Raw genomic sequence first — 23,600 nt, forward strand, 5'->3', positions numbered from 1 at the left:
TGTCTCACCAACCGATAAAATCTACTTTGCTCCTGCCTGATACGGCTTACTGAAAAGCTTGTCTTGCCAACTGCAAAGTTTATGTTGCCTACCGCAAAGCTTATGTTACCTACTGCAAAGCTTATGTTGCCTACTGCAAAGTTTATGTTGCCTACCGCAAAGCTTATGTTACCTACCGCAAAGCTTATGTTACCTTCTGCAAAGCTTATGTTGCCTACTGCAAAGCTTATGTTGCCTACCGCAAAGCTTATGTTACCTACCGCAAAGCTTATGTTGCCTACCGCAAAGCTTATGTTGCCTACCGCAAAGCTTATGTTGCCTACCGCAAAGCTTATGTTGCCTACCGCAAAGCTTATGTTGCTTCCCCTATCGGTTGGTGTCTCACCAACCGAATTATCCAACTACCCATTCGTGATACAACCATCGAAAGATCCACCTACATGTTCGTGAGATACCTACCAGAATATAAATCAATCAAAAGTTTTTAATTTAACATCATCCCGAAAATCAAACAATTTGTAAATCATTTCATAACATAAAATCTAAATCGGCTTAACACTACAATAACACCTTTGCATCATAAAAAATCAGAACTAATCATGATGAAAAATTTACTTATTGCAGTGATGCTGTTTTTATGCTATGCCACCAATTCGGCCATGGCACAAACCACACAAGCATCAATTTCCGGAATTGTGACGGATGATCAAAAGAAACCCATTCCAGGCGTTTCCATTCAAATTAAAAATAATTCTACTGGTTTTACCACCAGAACCTCTACCAATGCCCAAGGAGAATACACTTTTAAAGAATTGCCTTTAGGTGGACCTTATACTGTCAAGGCAGTTTATGTTGGCTTTGGCGAACAAACCAGAAATGGTTATATGTTGAATCTTGGAGATGTGGTTAAAGTAAGCATCACAATGCAGGAAGCTTCACAAAATTTAGAAGCTGTTCAGGTTGTCGCTTCAGGTTTGAGGAACAAAGTTCAGAATTTTGGTGCTTCAACTGAAATTTCAGCCAAGACAATGAATCAATTACCAGTTAATGGACGTAATTTCTCTAACTTAATGGATTTATCTCCATTGAGCCGTGGTGGAAATATCTCAGGTCAGTTAGGTTCATCTACCAACTACACTATTGATGGTATGAACGCTAAAAACCCAACTTCAGCAGGCGCCACAACCAGCCGTAGTGGTGCCCCATACTCTATCTCAATCGAAGCTGTTCGTGAGTTTAAAGTAGTAACTAATCAATATGATGTTACTTTAGGCAGAGCAGGTGGTGGTACGGTAACTGCAGTAACTAAATCGGGAACAAACACTATAAGTGGTAGCGCTTTCATGTATGGAAGAGCAGACTGGTTATCATCTCGTTACGATATCAGAGGAGTAAGGCGTGATAACGATTTTTCTACTTACCAATATGGTTTTACTTTAGGTGGCCCGATCATTAAAGATAAATTACATTATTTTGTGGGCTGGGATCATCAAAGAGATGCTCGTCCCTTAATTATTGCAGATGTTAATGGTCCGGAAGATGAAGCTAGATTTAGAATTACCAATAGTACACTTCAAGAATTTACTACTATTGCCCGCGATAAATATGGCGTAGCGAGTAGTGATCAATATGGTTCATTCGATAAGAAACGTGGGTCAGACGCTGCATTTGCCCGTTTAGATTGGCAAATCAATGAGAAAAATTTGTTAACCATTCGTGATAACTATACAAATGACAGAAACCCTTTGGGATTAGCTGACAATACAGCTATTAACTTCTTTGAAAGTTACGGTACAGATAAAAATGTTGACAATAGCTTATTGGCAACTTTGCGTTCAACTATCAACAGTAAAGTAACTAATGAGTTAAAAGTTCAACATTTATATACTTACCAGGCGAGTACGCAAAACAGCCAATTAAATGGTGCTATTCCAAGAGCTCAGGTTTTCAACGTTCCATCAACGTTATCTAATGGAACATCTGTTGGAACTGATATTCAAATTGGTGGACACCGTTTCGGGCAAGAGGGTTTTACTAACAATGTACTGCAATTGGTAGATAATTTTTATTATAATACAGATAAGATCAAATATACTTTCGGTGTTGATGTGATGTATACTCATGCGAAATCCCTTTACGGCAGTGAAGTAAATGGTCGTTTTGAATACCGTAATACAGGAACAACTATTAGCTCTCTACAAAATTTCAACAATTTAATTCCAAACAGATATTATCGTGAAGTTCCTTTAGTTGCTGATCCGACAGTAAAAGCAGGAATTTGGAACACGGCTTTATATGGCCAGATGCAAACCAATTTAGCAAAAGGCTTAGAGTTTGTTGGAGGTTTACGTATGGATTATAGTTCTTATCCAAAATCGCCATTAAATCAACAGTTGTTTGATGCTATAGGTGTAAGAACCGATCACGAACTAAAACAATTCTTAATTCAGCCAAGAATTCAGTTTAATTGGGATATCAATGAAAACAGAACTGACTTCGTACGTTTTGGTGCTGGTATCTTTGGATCAGATATCAATAATTACATGACTATTAATAACCTAACTTTTGATGGTAAGCACTTTGCAACAGTTGATGTATTTAATGAGTTAGTTCCAAGGCCAGATTTCATCGGTTATAGAAATGGCACAGTAGCAGCTCCAACTGTAACTGCCCAACAGGTTCCTACTATTAACACTTATGCAGAGGATGCAAAAGTTCCGGTAGTTTATAAAGCCAACTTATCATACAGTAAATTAATCACAGATAAATTCAAGGTAGGGATTACAGGTTATGCCACTTTAGGTCGTAATAACTATATGTATGTAGATAGGAATATGGTAGCAACACCATTCTTTACATTAGCTAATGAAGCCAATCGTGGCGTTTTTGTACCAACAGTAAATGCTAGTAATGGCGTTGCAGATTGGAAATTGGGAAGATTAACTAATCAATTCGGCCGTGTATTAGAAATGAATAGCAAAGGTAAAGTAAATCAATTTGCCGTTGTTTTAGATGCAACCTGGAACTACTTTAGAGATGGAGAAATCTCTGCAAGTTTCACCTATAACGATGCGAAAGATAATACTTCATATAACGGTAATGTGGCAAATACTGCAACACTTTCTCTTCCGGTAAAAGATGATCCGAGAGATTTAAGTAAGATGTCATACTCAGATGGTCAATTCCGTAATAAGGTAGTTGTTTACGGAACTTTGCCAACATTTTATGGGGTAACTATTGGCGTTCGTTATTCAGGAATTGGAGGTACGCGTTATAGTTTATTATCTGGCGGAAATATCAACGGCGATTTCGTAGCTACAAATGATTTAGCTTTTGTTTTCGATAGAAATAATGCAAATGTTCCTGCCAGTGTGCGTGCTGGATTACAAACGCTACTTGATAATCCTTTAGCAAGCCAAAGCTTAAAAGATTATATCACCAAATATTCTGGTCAAATAGCAGAGCGTAATGGTGGTGTGAATGGTTTCTACGGCATTGTTGATTTACGTATAGCTAAGAAATTTAAAATATATAAAACACATAACATTGAAATTTCTGGCGATATTTTCAACTTTGGTAACTTATTAAAGAAGAAATGGGGTGTAAACGAAACTTTAGGTTCTCAGGCTTTATATGCAGTAACTGGGTTTGACAATGCTGCAAAAGCATATTCGTACCGTGTAAATAACACTGGTATTGTAACGCCATCAGGTAACCCTTGGCAAGCACAAATCGGTTTGAGATACGGATTTTAGTCAACGAAAGATACCCTGTATCTTTCTAAAAAGTCATAAAAAAAGGGAATGGATTTTAATCCGTTCCCTTTTTTTATGTTTGTAAAATAAACAACAAAACTTTAATGGGATTATTATTAGACTACCTGAAAAACCACAAGTGGATTGTGGCTTTAGCGTTATTGCTGGCGGGTTTCAATATTGGCTTTTCACTTTTAGATCCATATATTACCGGAAGAATTTTAGACCGCTTCATCAATCAAAAAGATAAATTAACCTATAGCCAATATCTGTGGGGATCGTTAGGTTTAATTGGCCTGGCCATTGGAGCAGCTATGGTTTCGCGTATTGCCAAAAACTTTCAGGATTATTTCACCAGCGTAATTGTGCAAAAAGTTGGCGCAAAAATGTATGCTGATGGTTTGCAACACTCTTTAAAATTACCGTATCAGGTTTTTGAAGATCAGCGCAGTGGAGAAACACTGGGCATTTTACAGAAAGTCCGCTTAGATTCTGAAAAGTTTATCACCTCTTTTATCAGCATCTTATTTGTAAGCTTAATCGGGATGATCTTCGTAATCGTTTATTCCGTTTCTATAAGTTATAAGGTTACTTTGGTTTACTTTACAGCCATTCCAATTATTAGTTTTGTAAGCTGGTATTTAAGTCGGAAAATTAAAACCATTCAACGTTCTATTGTTGGTGAAACCACAGCGCTTGCAGGTTCTACTACAGAATCTTTAAGAAATATCGAGCTGGTAAAAAGTTTAGGTTTAGCCGATCAGGAAATTGAAAGATTAAACAAAACCACATACAAAATTTTAGGCCTGGAACTTAAAAAAGTAAAATATGTGCGGAGCATGAGTTTCGTACAAGGTACCACAGTAAACTTAGTAAGAAGCACCATGATATTGGTTTTGTTGTTGCTTATCTTCGATAATGCCATTACTGCCGGACAATATTTAACTTTCTTATTTTACTCTTTCTTCCTTTTCGGTCCGTTGCAGGAATTGGGAAATGTGATTTTAGCCTGGCGTGAAGCTGAAGTTTCTTTAGGGAATTTTAAAAAGATTTTGAGTACACCCATTGATAAAAAACCTGAAAATCCCATTTCTATCCATAAAATTAAAGATTTAACCTTCAGTAATGTTGGTTTCAAACATCAAACGGCTAACAGAAATGCTTTAGAAAATATTTCATTCAAAACTTTTAACGGACAAACCATTGCTTTTGTTGGGCCATCAGGTTCTGGCAAAACAACTTTAGTTAAATTGTTGGTAGGCCTCTATCAGCCAAAAGATGGAGAAATTTTATATAATGGCACACCAAGCAATAACATTGATTTGGATGCCCTGCGGGAAAAAATTGGTTTTGTAACGCAAGACACACAACTATTCTCAGGCACCATCAGAGAGAATTTGCTTTTTGTTAACCCAACGGCAACTGATGAAGAATGTTATACAGTGCTTAATCAGGCGGCTTGCCAAACTTTATTGGCTAGAGCAGATAAAGGTTTGGATTCATTAATTGGTGAAGGTGGCGTGAAGGTTTCCGGTGGCGAAAAACAGCGCCTATCAATAGCCAGAGCATTATTGCGTCAGCCTGATATTTTGGTTTTTGATGAAGCCACCTCTTCTTTAGATTCAATTACAGAAGAAGAAATTACCAAAACGATTCGTTCAGTTTCAAATTTAACAGATCACATTACCATTCTAATTGCCCATCGTTTATCAACCATTAAACATGCTGATGTGATTTACGTTTTAGAGAAAGGCCATATCATTGAACAAGGCAAACATGAAGAACTAATTGCACAAAATGGTTTATACCAAGCCATGTGGCGCCAACAAATTGGCGAAAGGATTGTTGAAGTTTAATAAATCTTCATTACATGTTATTAGCACAAATAGAAAGCAATCAGATTGCAATCATTATTATTATTGCCGCAATACTGTGGTTGGCATTTATAATCATAACCTTATATCACTTATCAAGAAATACCAATATGCTTTTTCCTGTTAAAGTACTTTGGTTTATTATTATCCTGTTCGCTCCTTTCATAGGATCAATCGCTTACTTAGTTTGGGGCAAGAACAGGAAGTTTTAATTTTTTTTGCGATTGATTTCAAGAGGCTGTATTATTAATTTGAAATGTTATACTGAGCCTGTTGAAGGACTTATGAAAAACGTCTTTAACAGTGTTTCGACAAGCTACCATTGCCGTAATTGCTGAAATAAATTATCCCTCAACATAGCGAGAAGTCATAGCAATTGCCTTAGTCTTCCTACAAGGCCAAACCACTGTTTCCTCGTTCTGCTCTTAGACCGGCATGGTCAATTTTTCGGGATGGCACTGATCAAGCCCACCTACTGACTTCCACAGAAAAATTGCGAGCCGGCACTTTTGTTTCTTTTGGTGCCAAAAGAAAATGAGCCCGTCCGGCCAGGACAAAATAAAATTGAAATTTTAGAAACCTCGGATATGATGTCATTCGATAATTGATCGTTCAAAATTTTATAGCTTGCAGATACTTCGTGCCTCAGCATGGTATCAGTTGTCTATAGCGATAGCATTAAGATTGCTTCGTACCTCGCAATGACGGAAATGGTTCAAAATACCCTAATATAATTATTGCATTTCATTAAATATGGCATGAATTAGTTAAGGTAACTACCATTGGCGTAATTACCTAAACAGCCAAAAATCAATTAATTATAAAAACATAACTTACATTGATTTTTATGAAATAAATTATCCCTCAACATTACAAGTCTTGATATAATACAGTCTTTCAAAAACTAAACCGCATTTGCGGTTTGTTCGTTAATATCCTGCAAACTCAACTTGGTTAATGATTTCGTTTTTAACCAGGTGATAAATGCAATTCCAATCGTCATACTGCCACCAAAAACTACCGCAGGAACCAGCGTTAATAATTTCGCTGATAAACCAGACTCAAATTCGCCGATTTCATTAGACGAACCAATAAACATACTGTTTACCGCAGAAACTCTTCCCCGCATCTCATCAGGCGTAAGCAATTGCATAATGGTTTGGCGGATGATTACGCTTACGCTATCAAATGAGCCTTCTAAAAACAAGAAAAAAAGCGTTAAGTAAAAATTTCTTGAAAGTCCGTAACAAATAATGCTGAGGCCAAATCCAGTAACGGCAATTAATAAATTGCGCCAGGGTTTTCCCATCGGCGAAAACCTAGTCATCACAAGCATTGTAATCACCGCCCCAGAAGATGCTGCACCGCGCATCATCCCCAAGCCAAATGATCCCAAATGAAATACATCTTTAGCAAATATGGGTAACAGCGCTACAGCACCGCCAAAAAACACAGAGAAAAGATCAAGGCTCATTGCCCAAACCATCATCTTGGTTTTAAATACAAATTGGATTCCTTCTTTTAAACTATGAAAAATATTTTCCTTTGGAACATAACTCGAAGGGTGCTTTTTAAATGTGAAAATGCAGATTAATGAGATAGAAACCAAAATAACAATCACACTGTATGCAGCAGTAATCCCCCATAGCCAGTTGACCAAACCTCCTGTTAAAGGACCGATAATGGTAGCTAACTGCCATGTGCTACTGCTCCATGTACTTGAATTGGGATATAATTTTTTAGGTACAATTTCTGCCATGAGCGAGAATGTTGCCGGGCCAAAAAAACCTCGTGCAATACCAATGCAGAATACAAGACCATACATAATCAGCACAATCAAATCCTCTTTAAGGTGAAGGTATTGGCTGGTAATGATCAACATTAAAACCGAAGCCAGCCAAACGCCAGAGAATATTTTAATTAGTAAGCCACGCTTTTCACTTTTATCAGCTATATAACCGCCATAAAGTGCGATTCCGATAGCAGGAATGGCTTCACAAAGTCCTACCAACCCCAACTTTAGCGGATCGTGAGTTAAATCATAAATGTGATAGCCAATAACTACTGCCTGCATTTGATAAGCAAGGGTAAAGAAAAACCTCATACCTAAAAAGGAACGAAATTCTTTATACCGCAACGCTGCGAATGGATCTTGTTTAACTATTACGGAGTTGGAATCTGAATCTGACACGGAAAAGAGTTTATCTGCAAAATTAAGCTTTGAAAATTAATAATAGGAATAGATAAATGCTTAAGATAGATTATTTGGTAAGGCGAAGAGTTGGTGAGTTGTTGGATAAATTTAGATGGGTAAGGTAAATATGCCGTGAGGCTGGCGCTAAAAATCTCTAATTGAGTATGTTCAAATAACGGTATTAATCACTAATTTGATACAGATCGCTACTTTCCCAACTCAATAACTCTCCCCCTAAACCTAAACGCATAATCCTCTAAACTCCTAACCATTTCACCTTCCCAAATCCCTACCTCACCAACTTACCACCATATTCAAACAAAAAACCCGATGAATAGCATTACACTATCCATCGGGTCGGTTTATATCGCTCTCCTAGTAACCTGGATTTTGCTCAAGTAAATTATTTTTATTTATTTCATCGCGACTAAATGGTCTGAAATAAAGTTTATTGTCCCAACTGCGGTTTTCCTGTGCATTTTCAATAACCGGTGTATAAGTATAATCGTATACTGAAGCATCATAATGATAAGGAGCAGACATGGTTTTACCAGCTTTAAATTTTCCCGTAACTTTAATATAGGTAACTTTTCTGCCTAAGGTTTCTTCAGCAATTAACCAACGGCGGGCATCATGATAACGTTGTTCTTCATAAGCCATTTCAATGCGGCGCTCATGGCGGTAAGCTGTTCTTAAATCTGCCTGACTCGTTGCAGTTACAGCAGGCATGCCAGCTCTGAAACGGATTCTATTTAACCACATAGTAGCATTTGTTAACTCACCAAGCTCAATACTGGCTTCAATATAATTGAATACAGCTTCCGTGTATCTGAAAAATGGCCATGGAATGGTTTGAGGTGCCGATGCATCTACAATATTAGGATCCGGATCGATGAATTTATGATAATAATAACCTGTCCAGCTTCCGTTCCAGTTTTCAATTGAACTTGCTCTGGTATCTAAACCTTTAAAATCAGTAACACTGCCATTACTCAATAAATCATATACGCCGGTTTGAATCTGATTTGCAGGGTCTACATTACCTGATGCTTTATCACGTGGCTTCCAGCTTGCTCCATCATACAAGATAGTGGCATAAAAGCGTGGATCTCTGTTTTGATATGGGTTTGCTTTTTGCGCAGCATTATTCCAGCTGAATTTGCTTCCATCGCTCATTTCATAATCATCAACCAACAAACCAATAGGGGTATTACCAGCCCAGTTGTGGTAACCATTTGGTCCATTTTGCTGTGCATGCCTGTTATTGCTTAGCGTAATAAAATACCGTCCAAAAATTAATTCAGAAGCTGCAGCTGCATCTATACCCGGTGCTTTACTACCACCGCCCATGGCAATACTTTTAAAATTTAACTGGCCATCAGTAGCCGGAGCAGAAAGTGTTAGTTTGTAGCCAGTACCCGCATCCAACACAGCTTTGGCAGCTGTTTGTGCCAGGCGGTAACGCTCCGTTTGATTACCTGACGCATAAGATAGAAAATCTAATTTCTGCGCAGCTATTCCCGAAATTTTAGCACTAATTTTTGTGCGGTCATGAAGGTCGCTTGCAGCATAAATTAATACCCTCGATTTTAAAGCCAGCGCTGCTAAAGCATTTGTACGGCCTTTATCTAATGTTTTTCCAGTTAGTAATTTACTGGCTTCATCACAATCTTTAACGATGAAGTTAACACACTCCTCATACGTATTACGTTTAACATTAAAGTCATCACTCAAACCATAGGTTTTTGTAATAATGGCTACTGAACCATAATAACGTAAAAGTTGCTGGTAAAAATAAGCCCTTAAAAAATAAGCTTCACCTAATAACTGATCTTTTAAACTTTGGCTGCTAAGGCCATTATCGCCGCCGCTAATTCTTTCAATGGTGGTATTGCAAGCCCTTATTCTATTATACATTTGTTTATAACCCCAGGTATCATCTACCCATCCTAATGTAGACGGGTTAATGGTTGCATTATTTACCAGATCGATGCCACGGGTAGGGTGTGTAAACAGCGCTTCATCTGATACCGATGCGAGCATTTGCTCAGAAAAGCCACCATTACTTAAACCATTGTAAATATCATTAACAAAAGCCTGCGCAAGAGCCGGATCTTTCCAAACCAGATCGGCAGATATTTTATCTGGCGGAGTTACATCCATAAAATCTTTTTTACAAGACATTGCAAAAAAGGTGATCAAAACTAATATATATAATGTTCTATGTTGAATTATTGCTTTCATATTTTTCATAATTATTGATAAACAGTATAGCTAAAAAGAGGCTTTAATACCCATATTAATTACCCTTGCCTGAGGATAATACTGTCCACTTGAGTTAGTTGATTCAGGATCCCAGACTTTAACCTTATCAAGGGTAAACAAGTTAAGTCCGTTTGCATACACCCTTACTGCATTTAGGCCTATTTTTTCTACCAACTTGTTTGGTAAAGTATAACCTAGTTCTACATTTTTAAGCCTGATGTAATTATTGCTTCTTAACCAATAGGTATTATTTAAGGCATTATTACTATCCGTATAATAGCTAGATCCTCTGTTTGATAAGCGTGGATCTACTGAACTTGGGTTATCAATACTCCAACGGTTCTGGTATGACCATTCCAGGAAATTACCAATATCACCCGATTCTGTTACACCTACAATTTGCATCCCACCAGTAGCTCCCTGAATAAGCATAGATAAGTCGAAACCCTTATACTGCAGGTTTAAATTAAAACCACCGGTAAACGTTGGCGTTCCGTTTTTATCTAAACGAATTTTGTCATCAGCATTAATTTTTCCATCGCCATTGATGTCTTTAAATTTCATATCGCCCGGACGCAGATTATTGGTTAATGCACTATAATTTAATGTATTGGCACTAATTTCAGCCTGATCCCTAAATACGCCATCATAATCATACACCAGCCATGCATTGGTTACCCTACCCGTAGTGCGTTGCCATTCCGGAGCACCTGGTGTTTCATCCCAAAAAATGATCTTGTTTTTGGCATAACCCCCGTTTACACTTACACCAAAATTTAAATCACCAACCTGATCATTATAACTTAATTTAAATTCGAAACCTTTATTATTTACCTTTCCTAAATTAACCGGAGGCAATTGATCGGTGATCCCAGAACTTTCTGGAACGGAGCTACCACGACTAATTAAAATGTTTGTTCTTTTGTTGTAGAAATAATCAAACTCCAGCGCCAATTTATTATCTAAGAAAGACGCATCTAAACCAATATTGCTGTTATTCGCAACCTCCCATCCAAAATTTAGATTTGGAACTTTGCCTTCATAAATGGATTTGGTAACGGCATCATTTAAAATATAACTACCAAAGTTCATTAAACTTAAATACTGGTACTCTTGAAGTGCATCACCGAAATAAGCCTCGGCCCCCATTTGCCCATACGAAGCCCTTATTTTTAAGTTGTTAATGAAGCCAACATTATTTTTGAAAAAATCTTCTTCTGATAAACGCCACCCCACTGATACACCCGGAAAGAAACCAAATCGTCTGTTGGTGGGAAAAATATAAGAACCATCAACACGCCATAGAAATTCAGCAAGGTATTTTTCTTTATAGTTGTAACCCGCTCTTCCAAAATAACTCAAACGTGCCCTGTTGTATAAATTATTCGGATCGCCGGGATTATTCCCCAATGACTGCTCCCTCTCATCACCACCCAATAACTGCTCAATAGCTGATGAAAGGAAATATCTCCTGAAGGCTGTAAAACCATCATTCGCAACTTGTTCTCTCGTTGTACCTGCCATTAAACCAATGGTATGCTCTCCTATTTTCTTATCATAGTTAATCATTCCGGTTAAGTTCGTAGCCAGCTGCCCACCTGCAGTTTCCCTAAGTCTCGGGTCAGTATACTGAGAACGAACCGATCCGGTTAAAACAGGTGTTACCCCATCAGCCTCAAATGTTTTCTTGTCCCAATCGTAAAGCGTCCATGGTAATTGCCAGTTTTTCTGCCGTCCTGAGTATTTATCAATGGCAGCAGTTCCGCTTACTTTTAAACCTTCTACTCCAGGTATTTTGATTTCTATCTTACCCGTAGTTTGAAAATAATCCCTAACATCTTTGTTGTAACCTGTTAAATCTGTAGTAGACACCACCGGATTATAACCATACTCAATATCTCTGCCAGGCAAGCCATTAGGCCATACAGCAATTTCAGTTGGCCTTCCACGCATTAAAAACCTAAAGATATCTCCAGCACCAACCGTTGGGTAGTTCCGGTTTTCCTCTCTTGCGGTTACACCTAACGTGGTGGTGATGTATTTACTTAATTTTGCTTCAAGATTAAAACGCATATCATATTGCTTATAACCTGTGGCAGAATTTTTATAGTAGCCATCCTGATTAAGATAGCCTAAGGAAACGAGGTATTTAACATTTTCACTTCCTCCGTTAATCTGAACATTATGCCGTTGCTGGGGAGACCACTTCTGAAAAGTGGTATCAAACCAATCCGTATTAGGGTAACGTAAAGGGTCTGAACCATCACCAAATTTTCGAATTTCATCAGGCTTGTAAGTTGCATTGATGGTCTTCCCTGAAGTAGATTGATAGGTACCGGTTGATTTAAAACTGTTCCAGGCAGCTGACCACTCATTGGGATTAAGATCCGAGCCAAAAATATTAAGCTCATTTAGTATTTCGGCATATTGTGTAGAATTGGCCATTTTTGGGATTCTAGTTGGCTGTTGCAAGCCATAGCTGAAATCATAAGAAAACTGTGGCTTCCCTGATTTCCCCAGCCGTGTAGTGATCAGAATTACCCCATTCGCAGCCTGTGAGCCATAAATAGCAGCAGATGCATCCTTCAAAACAGATACGCTTTCAATATCATTTGGGTTGATCCGCTCAATTCCACCGGCACGGTTAGGAATCCCATCAATGACGATAAGGGCATTGTTATTTCCTAAGGAATTAATACCCCGGATACGGATGGTAGAGCCGTCATAACCTGGTTCACCACTGCCTTGTAAAGCAGTTACGCCTGGTAAACGCCCGGCCAATGAATTGGATAAGTTTACAGATGAAGATTTGGCTAGCTCCGTACCTTTTACTGATGCCACCGCTCCAGAAACAACGGCTTTCTTTTGTGTTCCGTATCCTACCACAATCACCTCTGATAAGTTTTGATTGTTTTCTAATAAACGAACAGTAATACTGGTTTGATTTTTAACCTGTACCTCCTGATCCGTGTAACCTACATAACTAAAGATTAATGTGGCATCCTCAGGAACCTTGATACTAAATTTACCGGCACCGTCTGTTACCGTAGCTGCTGTTCCGCCTTTTAGTTTAACACTTACACCAGGAATAGGCCCTTTGGCATCATTAACCTGCCCTTTTACAACAATATCCTGAAGTAAAGGATTAAAAAGGTAGAGACGTTTCTTCTCGGGTAAAGTTTCAGAAGAAAAAGTCATAAATGGTAAAAAAACGAAAGAGCTACCATACGCAAGAAACATGCTTTTTCTGGCAAAATTCTTCCATAGATTTTTTTTCATGGGATTTGATTTATTTGGTTAGGGATTAGTTATAATGCAATCTATTATGAATGACTTGTTATTGAGCAATTGCTATTTATGACTAACTGATGTAATTACTTACATCACACTACCAAAAAAAGAAGGCTCCTATTGAATTACTTCAATAATCATTCAACCATATGATTTATTTGTAGACAACTTTACGCTGTATTTAGGTAGGAAAAATGATCAATACGGTAGTATTCACATCCAATTACCGACTAATAGTTCATATTTGGTTTAAGGCAAGATAAACATATTATATAGGAAACTGGAAAGGAAAACGTAACTATTTTATTAAAAAATAAGAAAGGAAAATTATTGATAAAAAACCATCAAACTAATCATACACAGACACTTATTTCTGTTTAAACCGCATTAAAGACCTAAATAGTTCGTGGTAATTTATTAACTAATCTTATCAAAGGAAATGCCCCGCTCTAACTTTTGAAGATGAGTTTTCAGCATAGCATTTTCCGGCTTTTCTAATTTTGGATCAGCTTCAAAAAGTTCGATGACGGTATTTCTGGCTTCAGCTAAAATAGCCTGATCTGTTGCCAAATCTGCTAGTTTTAAATCAAGTACCCCGCTCTGCTGCGTTCCCGTAATATCACCAGGTCCGCGAAGTTGTAAATCAATTTCTGAAATTTCGAAACCGTTATTGGTTCTTACCATGGTTTCTAACCGAACCTTACCTTCCTTGCTTAATTTGTTTCCACTCATTAAAATACAGAAAGATTGTTCTGCTCCACGACCTACACGACCACGTAACTGATGCAGTTGAGAAAGTCCGAAGCGCTCTGCATTTTCAATAACCATTACTGAAGCATTGGGAACATTCACCCCAACTTCAATAACTGTTGTAGCAACCATGATCTGGCTTTTACCATCGATAAATTGCTGCATCTCAAATTGCTTGTCGGCATTAGGCATTTGCCCATGCACAATGCTGATCTGATAATCTGGCCGAGGAAACTGATAACTGAGCTGTTCCACTCCAGCCTCAAGATGTAATAAATCAAGCTTCTCACTTTCTTTAATCAGCGGATAAACAATATAAACCTGGCGGCCTTTTGCAATTTCCTGCTTCATAAAGCCAAACATGCGTAGCCGTTGCCCTTCAAAAAGGTGACGTGTTTCAATGGGCTTTCTTCCTGCAGGAAGTTCATCAATCACAGAAACATCCAGATCTCCATATAATGTCATGGCCAACGTACGTGGTATGGGTGTAGCAGTCATCACTAAAATATGTGGTGGAATAATATTTTTTCGCCACAGCTTGGCCCGTTGCTCCACCCCAAAACGATGCTGCTCATCTATGACCACCAAGCCTAAATTATTAAATTTAACCTTATCCTCAATTAAAGCATGCGTACCAATTAAGATATCGATTTCGCCATTTTCTAATTGCTCATGTAAAATAATCCGCTCTTTCTTTTTTGTATTTCCGGTGAGGATAGCAACTCTAACTAAATCATCCGTAACCAATTCGGTTATAGATGCATAATGTTGGCGGGCCAAAATTTCTGTTGGTGCCATCATACACGCTTGATAACCATTATCATTTGCCAGGAGCATACTCATTAATGCAACTGCAGTTTTTCCACTGCCCACATCGCCTTGAACCAACCGGTTCATTTGAACAGCTCTTTGCGTATCTATTCGAATTTCTTTAATTACTCTTTTTTGAGCATTGGTAAGTTCGAATGGAAGAAACTCCTTGTAAAACCGGTTTACCTTTTCTCCCACTTTTTCGAAACTGGCACCTTTAAATTTCAACTGGCGAAGTTGCTTATTGTGCAATAACTGAAGCTGAATAAAAAACAATTCTTCAAATTTCAGCCTTCTTTCCGCATCATTTAATTCCTGCTGATTTTTAGGAAAATGAATATTCAGCAATGCCCTTCTTTTATCAGTTAGTTGATATTTATCGATAATATAGGCTGGTAAGTTTTCTTGAACCTGTGGAATCACCTGATCCAGTAATCCGGCAATAAGTCTTTGGATGCCTTTAGAATCAAGTGTAAATTTTTTAAGCTTCTCTGTAGAATGATAAACGGGTTGTAAAGTCAGATTACCCCTACCAACAGTTTTATGTTGATACAGTTCCATTTCAGGATGCGAAATGCTGAATGTTCCATTAAAGAGTGTTGGCTTGCCAAAGGCTACATAAGCTGTCCCTACAACGATGTTCTCATCTACCCATTTTAAACTCTGAAACCAAACCAGTTCCATGATTCCGGTTTCGTCTTTAAAAGCCGCCACAATCCGTTTGGTTCGTTTATCGCCAATTACCTTTTTATTAATCACCCGTCCAATAATTTGAATATAGGAGGAATCAGGATTAATCTGGTTGATTTTAAAGTACTTTGTACGGTCAATATAGCGAAAGGGATAGTGCGACAGCATATCCTGAAAAGTAAACAGACCAAGGTCTTTTTTCAAAACATCTGCCCGACTCGGCCCTACGCCTTTTATAAACTCAATAGGTGTATTTAAGATCGGATTCGACAAAACTTATACTTTTTTAGCCATCATGCCTTTTAACAAATGTGCATTAAAAATAACAATCGACAAAAGTAAAAGCAAATATGCGAAAAGCTGATGGACATCAATATTCTCCTTGAAATAGAAAAATGCCACAGCAAACGCAACGATGGGATTGAGATAAATTAAAATACCCAAGGCTGATGAGGGCATACCTACCAGTGCATAGGCATTTAAAAAAAGCGGAATAATGGTAAAAACTATCGAAATAAGGAAAATATGTAACCAAAAGGATGTTACTACCGGAAATGGCTGCGAACTGATTAGATATACTGGTAAAATGATCACACCAGATAAAATCAGCTGAATCCCTAATAAGTTAAATTTATCTACATCCTTAATGACCTTCAGTAAGATAATATATACCGCATAAAATGAAGCGATCAATATTGCCCACAAAACTTCATATAAAGAACCTGTTGCCAGCAAAATGATGCTGATTAATGCGATAGCAAGTGCTATGATTTTAATTTTTGTAAGCTGTTCTTTTAGCAGGACAAAACCGCAAAGCGCTGTAATAAGCGGACAAACCATATAAGCAAATGCCGCAGCTTTCAAACTCACGCTATTTACCGCATAGATATAAGTAAACCAATTTCCCGTAATTAAAAATGCAGATAGAATGGTTAAGAGTAAAAGTTTAGTTTTCTTTCCAGAAGGTAGCGCTTTGAAATGCACATAATCTTTTTGCAGGTTCTCTTTTCTAAACAGCAATATACTCGCCCATACCACAATGATGGAAGCAAATATTCTATAGTATAAGATTTCTTGCGGAGGGAACCCTTTAAGGTCTCGAAGAGGGATAGACATTGTTCCCCATATGATATAGGGAACAATACCAGCTATAAAAAATTTGCTTTTGCTTTTTTCCAATTATTCTATGATGGCAATGACTGAGATTTCTACGTTAACATTTTTAGGCAATACCGATACTTGTACCGTTTCACGAGCAGGGAAATCTACCGTAAAATATTGGCCATAAATTTCATTAACCTGTGCAAAAGTACCCATATCACTTAAGAATATGGTTGATTTAACCACATGATCAAAGGTTAAACCTGCTTCTAATAAAACTGCTTTAAGATTCCGCATCACCTGATGGGTTTCATCGTCAATATTACCAATATTCAATTCACCGTTTTCAGGATTAATGGCTACCTGGCCAGAAACAAAGAGAAAGTTTCCTGCTTTTACGGCTTGGCTATATGGCCCAATTGGGGCAGGCGCATTGGTTGTTGTAATAATTTGTTTCATAAGAATTGTTTTTTATTTAGCAAGCCACTGGATGAGCTTGTAGATGATACCTGCAAGAAAGATGATGATTGCCAATGCATTAATAAAATGCATAATCCTAATATTGATATTATCAGGTCGGTTTGGATCTTTTTTACGGAAGAAGTACATGGCACAAACTTAATTAAAAAGCCTAAGATCAAAAACTAATAGGCACAAAAAAAGTCCCGATTTGCATCGGGACTTTTTTTAAACTTTATATTGAAATACTAGTTTCTAGCAGTTTCAACACGACGGTTTTGGATACGACCTTCTTCAGTATCGTTAGAAGCAATTGGATTAGCTTCACCTAAACCTTTAGTAGCAACTTGACTAGCGTTAACACCAGAGTTTACTAAGTAAGTTTTAACAGAATTTGCTCTGTCTTTAGATAATTTCATGTTATATGCAGCAGTACCTTCGCTTGAAGCGTAACCGTTTACAGTTACTTTACCACCGTTTTCACGTAACACTGAAGATAATTTATCTAAAGTTGGATAAGATTCAGTTTTTAAAACAGATGAGTTAAAATCGAAACCGATTTTTTCGAAACCTGTTACGTTAGTGTTAGTTGAATCAGCAGTGAATTTAGGAAGTGGACATCCTGAACCATCAACAGCAGTACCTGCAGGAGTTCCTGGGCATTTGTCGAATTGATCAGCAACACCATCACCATCAGTATCTTTTTTCAAATCTTCAACAGATTTTTCTACGTTAGATACACGGTTTTTCAAAGCTTCAACTTCTTGACGTAAAGTTGGATCTTTTAATTCATCATACATTGTAGCTAATGGGTTAGACCACTCTAAGCTTGGTTTTGCAGAAGAACCTAAAGAGAACTCTAAACCAGCATAACCGTAAGAGAATTTATCTTTAGTAGTACCTTTTGCATAAACTCCATCAAAGTTATCAGCATCAACAAAGTTCATAGTGTAACCTAAGTTAAAGTTAACACGCTCAGAAACTTTGAATTTAACACCAGCACCTACTGGAATGTAGAAACCTTTTACGTAATCTTTAGCTTCGTGTCTGTCACCTACTGGTCCGATAGCACTACCTTTCCAGTCAATAGTTTGACCACCAGTAGTTACTTTTGGAGCGTAAGCTAAATAACCAGCACCAGCAGTTAAGAAGAAACCTACTGAGTTCTCACGACGTAAGAAATCGATAGAACCTAAGTTAACAACACCACGTAAATCTACAGCATATTGTAATTCAGTTTCGAAATCGCTAGCAGTTGAAGCTACTGGTCCAGCAGTTGCATCATTTGAACCTGAAACTTTACCACGTACACCAGCTAACTCTAATGAGAAAGAGTGACCTAATTGTTTACGGATATTTAAACCGTAACCTAAGTTAACGTCCCATTTGTTGAAGTCATTAGAACCGCCAATTGCAACTACTGGAGCTAATACACCAGCGTTAACACCAATTGACCAAGTTCTGTACTGTCCTCTTCCACCAAATACCTTGGTTGAAGAAGTAGTTGCAGGAGCATCCTGAGCGACAGCAAGAGAAGCTACTCCTGTTAATGCCACTAAAGAAAGCGCAACACTTTTCTTTAAAGTAGAATAATTCATAATCTTTTTTCTTTTTTAAGGGTTAAACAATTTAATTGATTAATTTTTTGTAACCGCAAAATTAAACAAATTTTTAAATTTTCAAACATTTACACAAACTCCGTTCCAAACTTTAGGAGAAAAAGGGATTTTATTACATTTGATCCCTATATAATTATAAAGGCACAAATTATGAAATATCCCCAAATTGATCAATCACTTTTTATTTTAAATAGAAAAAACTTTAACAAACAACTCAAAGACAACTCATTAGCTATCTTTAATGCCAATGATGAGTTCCCAAGAAGCGGTGATCAAAACTTCATCTTTAAGCAAAATCCAGACTTATTTTATTTATCAGGAATCGATCAGGAGCAAACAATCTTGCTAATTTATCCTGATTGTCCTAATCCAATGTATAGAGAAGTCCTGTTTTTAAGACAGACCAATGATTACATTAAGGTTTGGGAAGGATATAAATATACAAAAGATCAGGCAAAATCGGCATCCGGCATTACCAGCATTTATTGGCTCGAAGATTTTGATAATATCCTGCACAGCATTGTACATTATGCTGACCATATTTACCTTAATTCTAATGAAAATGATCGCTATGCCCATACTGTACCGCATCGTGACCTGAGGTTTATTGATCAGATGCGTTCTAAATATCCTTTACATCATTATGAACGATCTGCCCCAATTATGCGGAATCTAAGGGCTCATAAATCTGATGTTGAAATTGAGCTAACTAAAAAAGCTTGTGCAATTACTCGCGATGCTTTTATTAGGGTATTAAAATTCACAAAGCCTGGCGTAAAGGAATATGAAATAGAAGCAGAAATTATTCACGAGTTTATACGTCAAGGGGCTACCGGACATGCCTATACGCCAATTATCGCATCGGGGCACAATGCCAATATTCTGCACTACAATGATAATAACCAAACTTGTAACGCAGGCGATGTTATTCTTTTTGATTTTGGGGCGGAGTATGCCAACTACAATGCAGACATGAGTCGCTCGATTCCGGTGAGTGGCCATTTTACTGCCAGACAGAAAGATGTTTATAATAGTGTTTTACATGTGATGAAGGAGGCTATAAAATTATTAAGAGCTGGCACCGTATGGAACACTTACCATGAAGAGGTAGGCGAACTCATGACTGAACAATTGATTAATTTAAAATTAATATCTACAAGTGATGTTAAAAACCAAAGTGCCTCATATCCGGCATACAAAAAATACTTTATGCACGGCACTTCTCATCATTTAGGTATAGATGTTCATGATTTCGCTGGAAGATACACGCCATTTGCCGAAGGAAATATTCTAACCGTAGAACCCGGTATTTACATCCCTGAGGAAGGCTTAGGCATTCGTTTAGAAAACAATATCTTAATTACCGCTAATGGAAACATCGACTTAATGGCAGACATCCCATTAGAAGCTGAAGAAATAGAAGATATTATGAATTCGTAATTTATGTAGTCCATAGATAAATTGTTCTTTGCTAAAGAATTCAAATAATTAGCTCTTAAATGCGTTGATCATATTTTCTGATCAGTCAACACATTTAGACGAAATGTTTACCAAAATAAAAGCCGTTCTGAAATTGATTCAGAACGGCTTTTATATTTAATCAATCAGGTTGATTATTGCGCCGGGAAGCTAAAGTTAAATGTGCCTTGTCCTGTAACTCCTGACATATAAACCATGCCGTTTCGAGTTTGAGGCAAAGCTTTCTGAACATCAGTTACGCTGTTTACAGGTTGCCCATTCACTTTGGTAATAATTAAACCTTTCTCTACACCTATGTTATCAAACGCTTTTCCTGTAGTAACAGAAGTGACTACTACCCCACTGTTAATTCCCAGTTTAGATTTCTGAGCCAGAGTTGCAGGCACAAACGTTGCCCCAAGTTTCGATACCTCTACAGATTTTGTTGCAGCAGTATTGGCATTAGGGTTTATACTAGCCTCTCCTTTTAAAGTCACGGTATAATCCTTTAATGCGCCATCTCTGAGCACAGTTAATTTAACTTTATCGCCAGGATTTAAACGGCCAACCCTTTCCTGTAAATCAGGAGAATCATTGATTACTATGCCATCCACCTTTTTAATTACATCACCAGATTTTAAACCTGCAGCCTCTGCAGCTCCTTTTGCCACTACATCGTTCACATATAGGCCACTTACTTCGCTGGTTTTAATTCCTTCTGGTTTTTCATCACCACTAAGCGGTACAAAGTTTACACCTATATAACCACGTTTAACTGAACCATACTTCATAAAATCGTCTACAATTTTACGGGCCAGGTTAACTGGAATAGCAAAACCATAACCTTGATTGTAGCCACTTTGAGAAGCAATAGCAGAATTAATACCCACCAATTCTCCATTGGCATTTACCAATGCACCTCCACTGTTTCCTGGATTAATGGCCGCATCAGTTTGAATAAAAGATTCAATACTGGTATTTGCCGGACGTTCAGGTCTTTTACCTGTACGCTGATATTCTCTGTATTCTTCTTCAGTAATCTCGTTTCCTTGTTGTTCTCTACCTATAATACCAATGCTACGGTTTTTCGCACTCACAATCCCTGCGGTTACAGTAGTTTGTAAATCAAGCGGGAAACCAACAGCTAAAACCCATTCTCCAACCTGAACATTATCAGAATTACCCATTTTAACAACAGGTAAACCTGTAGCATTTACTTTAATCAATGCTAAATCTGTATTTGGATCACGTCCAATTACTTTTGCCTCAACTTTACGTCGATCAGTTAAAACCACTTCAACTTTCTCTGCATTTTCAACCACGTGGTTGTTAGTTACGATGTAACCGTCCTGGCTAATAATTACACCTGATCCTGATGCTGCTCTAGGTTGACGTTGCATCTGGCGACCACCACCTCCAAAGAAATCTTCCATCATATCAAATGGAGAAGAACTTCCCTGACTTTTGTCTGATGTTGAGTAGGTTGTTTTAATGTGCACTACACCCGGGGCAACAGCAGCTGCTGCCTGTGTAAAATCTGCTGCTCCAGCTGAAGTTACCTTAAGTGGATTATTTGCAAAATATAAATTTTGTTTTTCAGAAATGGTACTTCCAGTTTGGTTACGCTCAAATAGCTTATAACCTCCAATTGCTGCTGCTCCACCTATAAAGGCAGCTAACACGGTAATCCCTAATATTTTTTTCATGTGTTTGTATATTGTTTTTTTAATGGTCCTGAAGCTATTAAAAGCTATACCTAATACAGAGTTAAGGCTTTTAATGGCTTCATGTGTTTGTATATTGTTTTTTTATCTGCACAATTGATTATAAGTTCCATTGCCGGCAAAATGTTTGGTATACTTATAACCCTTTGTTTTTAATTTGACGGGAGCGCTGTATTTTCTTTGTTTAAGCAGAACGCTCCAGCAGTTATTTATCTGCTTAAATTTTCTTTTATAAGTTTATTCAAATTTAATACCATATCAACGATATTTGCATCACTAAAGCATCTACATTGGTGTTAAAAAATGTTAAAAACAATTTACGCCAAAAGACTTATAGGCATCTGCAATTCAAATATTGCATTAAAAAATGAAGATCCAATGAAAATTAATTTCTTTAAGTATCAGGGCGCAGGTAACGATTTTATTTTAATAGACCACACTGCAGCTCCAATAGAAAGCATTGATAATGAATTAATTGAACAACTTTGTCACCGTAGGTTTGGCATTGGAGCGGATGGATTAATGTTTGTAACCAAACACAAGGATTATGATTTTGAAATGCATTACTTTAATGCAGATGGCAAATTGGGCAGTATGTGTGGTAACGGTGGGCGGTGTATCGTTGCATTTGCTAAGCACCTGGGTATCATCAATAAAGAAACTAACTTTTTGGCAGTAGATGGTCCGCATTATGCCAGAATTTCAGAAAACGGCGAATGGATTGATCTTCAAATGATTGATGTAGAGTTGGTAACCCGTGATGGTGATGCATACGTATTGAATACAGGATCTCCGCATTATGTGAAATTACAAGAAGACCTAAAAGATTTTGATGTATTTAATGAGGGTAAGAATATCCGTTACAATGAAACTTATAGCGAAAAAGGTATCAACATAAATTTTGTCGAAGATTTTGGCGATCATCTGTTTGTTCGTACTTACGAGCGTGGTGTAGAGGATGAAACCTTTGCATGTGGCACTGGTGTAACAGCCGTGGCTATGGCTATGGCCAAACATAAAAGTCAAAGCGGTCACATCGAAACCAACATTAAAGTTTTAGGTGGAGATATTAAAATTGAATTTGACTATGATGGAAAAAAATTTACCAACGTATTTTTATGTGGCCCGGCAAAGTTAGTTTTTGAAGGCGAAATAGAGCAATGAGCAATGTTAAGTAGTGCATGGTTGTAGTGATATGAGAAAAATGTCGTTGTCTACCTTTTCCATAATGTTAGTTGGTGTTTTATCCGTGGGAATGCTCATATGGACAACTTTTTTTTCTAACGTTATGATGTTGGCCATGGAGCACGACAATTTCATTCCTGCAGAGTCTTCTATTTTTTCTTTTGATCCTTATGAAATAAATCAAGGCTCTTCATCTTATTGGATCTATGGTCAAGATCGCGAAAACTATTATTATTTCTCTTATGAGCCGACTGCTCCTTATATATTTATTCCAAAAGTAAACAAGTGCCAGGGTTTTGATCGATTGAACTTCAAAACTTGGTGCGATGCAAAACACGGTAGAGGGAAGTAAGTGTAATTACTAATGCGGGTCTAAATATGGTTTTACCTACCCATGTCGAGTCGCTTTAATCTGATAATTTCAT

15 protein-coding genes are annotated in these 23,600 nt (G+C 37.5%); 6 read left to right on the forward strand and 9 right to left on the reverse strand.

The genetic code is table 11. The annotated features are described in order from the left end of the window. The first annotated feature begins 599 nt into the window (after nt 1-599). The 3 genes from EV200_RS07175 to EV200_RS22075 all read left to right on the forward strand — a co-directional run bounded on the left by EV200_RS07175 (nt 600) and on the right by EV200_RS22075 (nt 5,841). The gene (locus EV200_RS07175; protein ID WP_132530556.1) at nt 600-3,755 is read left to right on the forward strand and encodes a TonB-dependent receptor; all 3,156 of its coding nucleotides are present in this window, start codon (nt 600-602) and stop codon (nt 3,753-3,755) included. Nucleotides 3,756-3,859: 104 nt separating this feature from the next. After that, entirely contained in the window at nt 3,860-5,611 is a 1,752-nt protein-coding gene (locus tag EV200_RS07180; protein ID WP_132530558.1) for an ABC transporter ATP-binding protein, read from the forward strand. Nucleotides 5,612-5,625: 14 nt separating this feature from the next. Continuing rightward, a complete protein-coding gene (locus EV200_RS22075; protein ID WP_029287137.1) occupies nt 5,626-5,841 on the forward strand; it encodes a PLDc N-terminal domain-containing protein in 216 nt (71 codons plus the stop codon). A gap of 692 nt (nt 5,842-6,533) precedes the next feature. On the opposite strand, the gene EV200_RS07190 is transcribed toward EV200_RS22075, so the two are convergent. The 8 genes from EV200_RS07190 to EV200_RS07220 all read right to left on the reverse strand — a co-directional run bounded on the left by EV200_RS07190 (nt 6,534) and on the right by EV200_RS07220 (nt 18,787). Next, nucleotides 6,534-7,820, reverse strand: coding sequence for an MFS transporter (locus tag EV200_RS07190; protein WP_132530560.1), 1,287 nt, complete (start codon nt 7,818-7,820; stop codon nt 6,534-6,536). Between the two features lie 378 nt (nt 7,821-8,198). Further along, nucleotides 8,199-10,067, reverse strand: a complete 1,869-nt coding sequence (locus tag EV200_RS07195; protein ID WP_132530562.1) for a RagB/SusD family nutrient uptake outer membrane protein — start codon at nt 10,065-10,067, stop codon at nt 8,199-8,201. Between the two features lie 30 nt (nt 10,068-10,097). Then, nucleotides 10,098-13,367 carry a SusC/RagA family TonB-linked outer membrane protein gene (locus EV200_RS07200; RefSeq protein ID WP_132530564.1) on the reverse strand — a complete coding sequence of 1,090 codons (3,270 nt, stop codon included), beginning with the start codon at nt 13,365-13,367 and terminating at the stop codon, nt 10,098-10,100. Nucleotides 13,368-13,796: 429 nt separating this feature from the next. Continuing rightward, nucleotides 13,797-15,902 (reverse strand): ATP-dependent DNA helicase RecG, encoded by a 2,106-nt coding sequence (recG, locus tag EV200_RS07205; RefSeq protein WP_132530566.1) that lies wholly within the window; start codon nt 15,900-15,902, stop codon nt 13,797-13,799. A gap of 3 nt (nt 15,903-15,905) precedes the next feature. After that, the gene (locus tag EV200_RS07210; protein ID WP_132530568.1) at nt 15,906-16,808 is read right to left on the reverse strand and encodes an EamA family transporter; all 903 of its coding nucleotides are present in this window, start codon (nt 16,806-16,808) and stop codon (nt 15,906-15,908) included. Continuing rightward, complete coding sequence (locus EV200_RS07215; protein ID WP_132530570.1) at nt 16,809-17,189, reverse strand: RidA family protein; 381 nt, start codon at nt 17,187-17,189, stop codon at nt 16,809-16,811. It abuts the gene before it with no gap. Nucleotides 17,190-17,201: 12 nt separating this feature from the next. Then, a complete protein-coding gene (locus EV200_RS22150) occupies nt 17,202-17,339 on the reverse strand; it encodes a DUF6728 family protein (RefSeq protein ID WP_308424134.1) in 138 nt (45 codons plus the stop codon). Nucleotides 17,340-17,437: 98 nt separating this feature from the next. Continuing rightward, on the reverse strand, nt 17,438-18,787 hold the full coding sequence (locus EV200_RS07220) for an OmpA family protein (RefSeq protein ID WP_132530572.1): 1,350 nt from the start codon (nt 18,785-18,787) through the stop codon (nt 17,438-17,440). A gap of 171 nt (nt 18,788-18,958) precedes the next feature. Between EV200_RS07220 and EV200_RS07225 the strand changes: the two genes are divergently transcribed. Continuing rightward, the gene (locus tag EV200_RS07225) at nt 18,959-20,248 is read left to right on the forward strand and encodes an aminopeptidase P family protein (RefSeq protein WP_132530574.1); all 1,290 of its coding nucleotides are present in this window, start codon (nt 18,959-18,961) and stop codon (nt 20,246-20,248) included. 173 nt (nt 20,249-20,421) lie between these two features. Here the strand turns inward: EV200_RS07225 and EV200_RS07230 are convergent, their stop codons facing one another. Continuing rightward, on the reverse strand, nt 20,422-21,972 hold the full coding sequence (locus EV200_RS07230) for a trypsin-like peptidase domain-containing protein (protein WP_188754107.1): 1,551 nt from the start codon (nt 21,970-21,972) through the stop codon (nt 20,422-20,424). A gap of 396 nt (nt 21,973-22,368) precedes the next feature. Between EV200_RS07230 and dapF the strand changes: the two genes are divergently transcribed. Together dapF and EV200_RS07240 are read left to right on the forward strand one after the other, a co-directional pair. Next, nucleotides 22,369-23,154, forward strand: coding sequence for a diaminopimelate epimerase (gene dapF, locus EV200_RS07235; RefSeq protein WP_132530702.1), 786 nt, complete (start codon nt 22,369-22,371; stop codon nt 23,152-23,154). Nucleotides 23,155-23,218: 64 nt separating this feature from the next. Continuing rightward, nucleotides 23,219-23,527 carry a hypothetical protein gene (locus EV200_RS07240; RefSeq protein WP_208864516.1) on the forward strand — a complete coding sequence of 103 codons (309 nt, stop codon included), beginning with the start codon at nt 23,219-23,221 and terminating at the stop codon, nt 23,525-23,527. Nucleotides 23,528-23,600 lie beyond the last annotated feature (73 nt).

Origin of the sequence: Pedobacter psychrotolerans (genome assembly GCF_004340665.1) — a bacterium.
GTDB classification, from domain to species: Bacteria; Bacteroidota; Bacteroidia; order Sphingobacteriales; family Sphingobacteriaceae; genus Pedobacter; species Pedobacter psychrotolerans.

Excerpts from the sequence above, each read along its gene's own strand:
- EV200_RS07175 (WP_132530556.1), top strand. The coding sequence starts at position 600 with ATGATGAAAAATTTACTTATTGCAGTGATGCTGTTTTTATGCTATGCC.
- EV200_RS07180 (WP_132530558.1), top strand. The coding sequence starts at position 3,860 with ATGGGATTATTATTAGACTACCTGAAAAACCACAAGTGGATTGTGGCT.
- EV200_RS22075 (WP_029287137.1), top strand. The coding sequence starts at position 5,626 with ATGTTATTAGCACAAATAGAAAGCAATCAGATTGCAATCATTATTATT.
- EV200_RS07195 (WP_132530562.1), bottom strand. The coding sequence starts at position 10,067 with ATGAAAGCAATAATTCAACATAGAACATTATATATATTAGTTTTGATC.
- EV200_RS07200 (WP_132530564.1), bottom strand. The coding sequence starts at position 13,367 with ATGAAAAAAAATCTATGGAAGAATTTTGCCAGAAAAAGCATGTTTCTT.
- EV200_RS07215 (WP_132530570.1), bottom strand. The coding sequence starts at position 17,189 with ATGAAACAAATTATTACAACAACCAATGCGCCTGCCCCAATTGGGCCA.
- EV200_RS22150 (WP_308424134.1), bottom strand. The coding sequence starts at position 17,339 with ATGTACTTCTTCCGTAAAAAAGATCCAAACCGACCTGATAATATCAAT.
- EV200_RS07220 (WP_132530572.1), bottom strand. The coding sequence starts at position 18,787 with ATGAATTATTCTACTTTAAAGAAAAGTGTTGCGCTTTCTTTAGTGGCA.
- EV200_RS07225 (WP_132530574.1), top strand. The coding sequence starts at position 18,959 with ATGAAATATCCCCAAATTGATCAATCACTTTTTATTTTAAATAGAAAA.
- EV200_RS07230 (WP_188754107.1), bottom strand. The coding sequence starts at position 21,972 with ATGAAAAAAATATTAGGGATTACCGTGTTAGCTGCCTTTATAGGTGGA.
- dapF (WP_132530702.1), top strand. The coding sequence starts at position 22,369 with ATGAAAATTAATTTCTTTAAGTATCAGGGCGCAGGTAACGATTTTATT.
- EV200_RS07240 (WP_208864516.1), top strand. The coding sequence starts at position 23,219 with ATGTTAGTTGGTGTTTTATCCGTGGGAATGCTCATATGGACAACTTTT.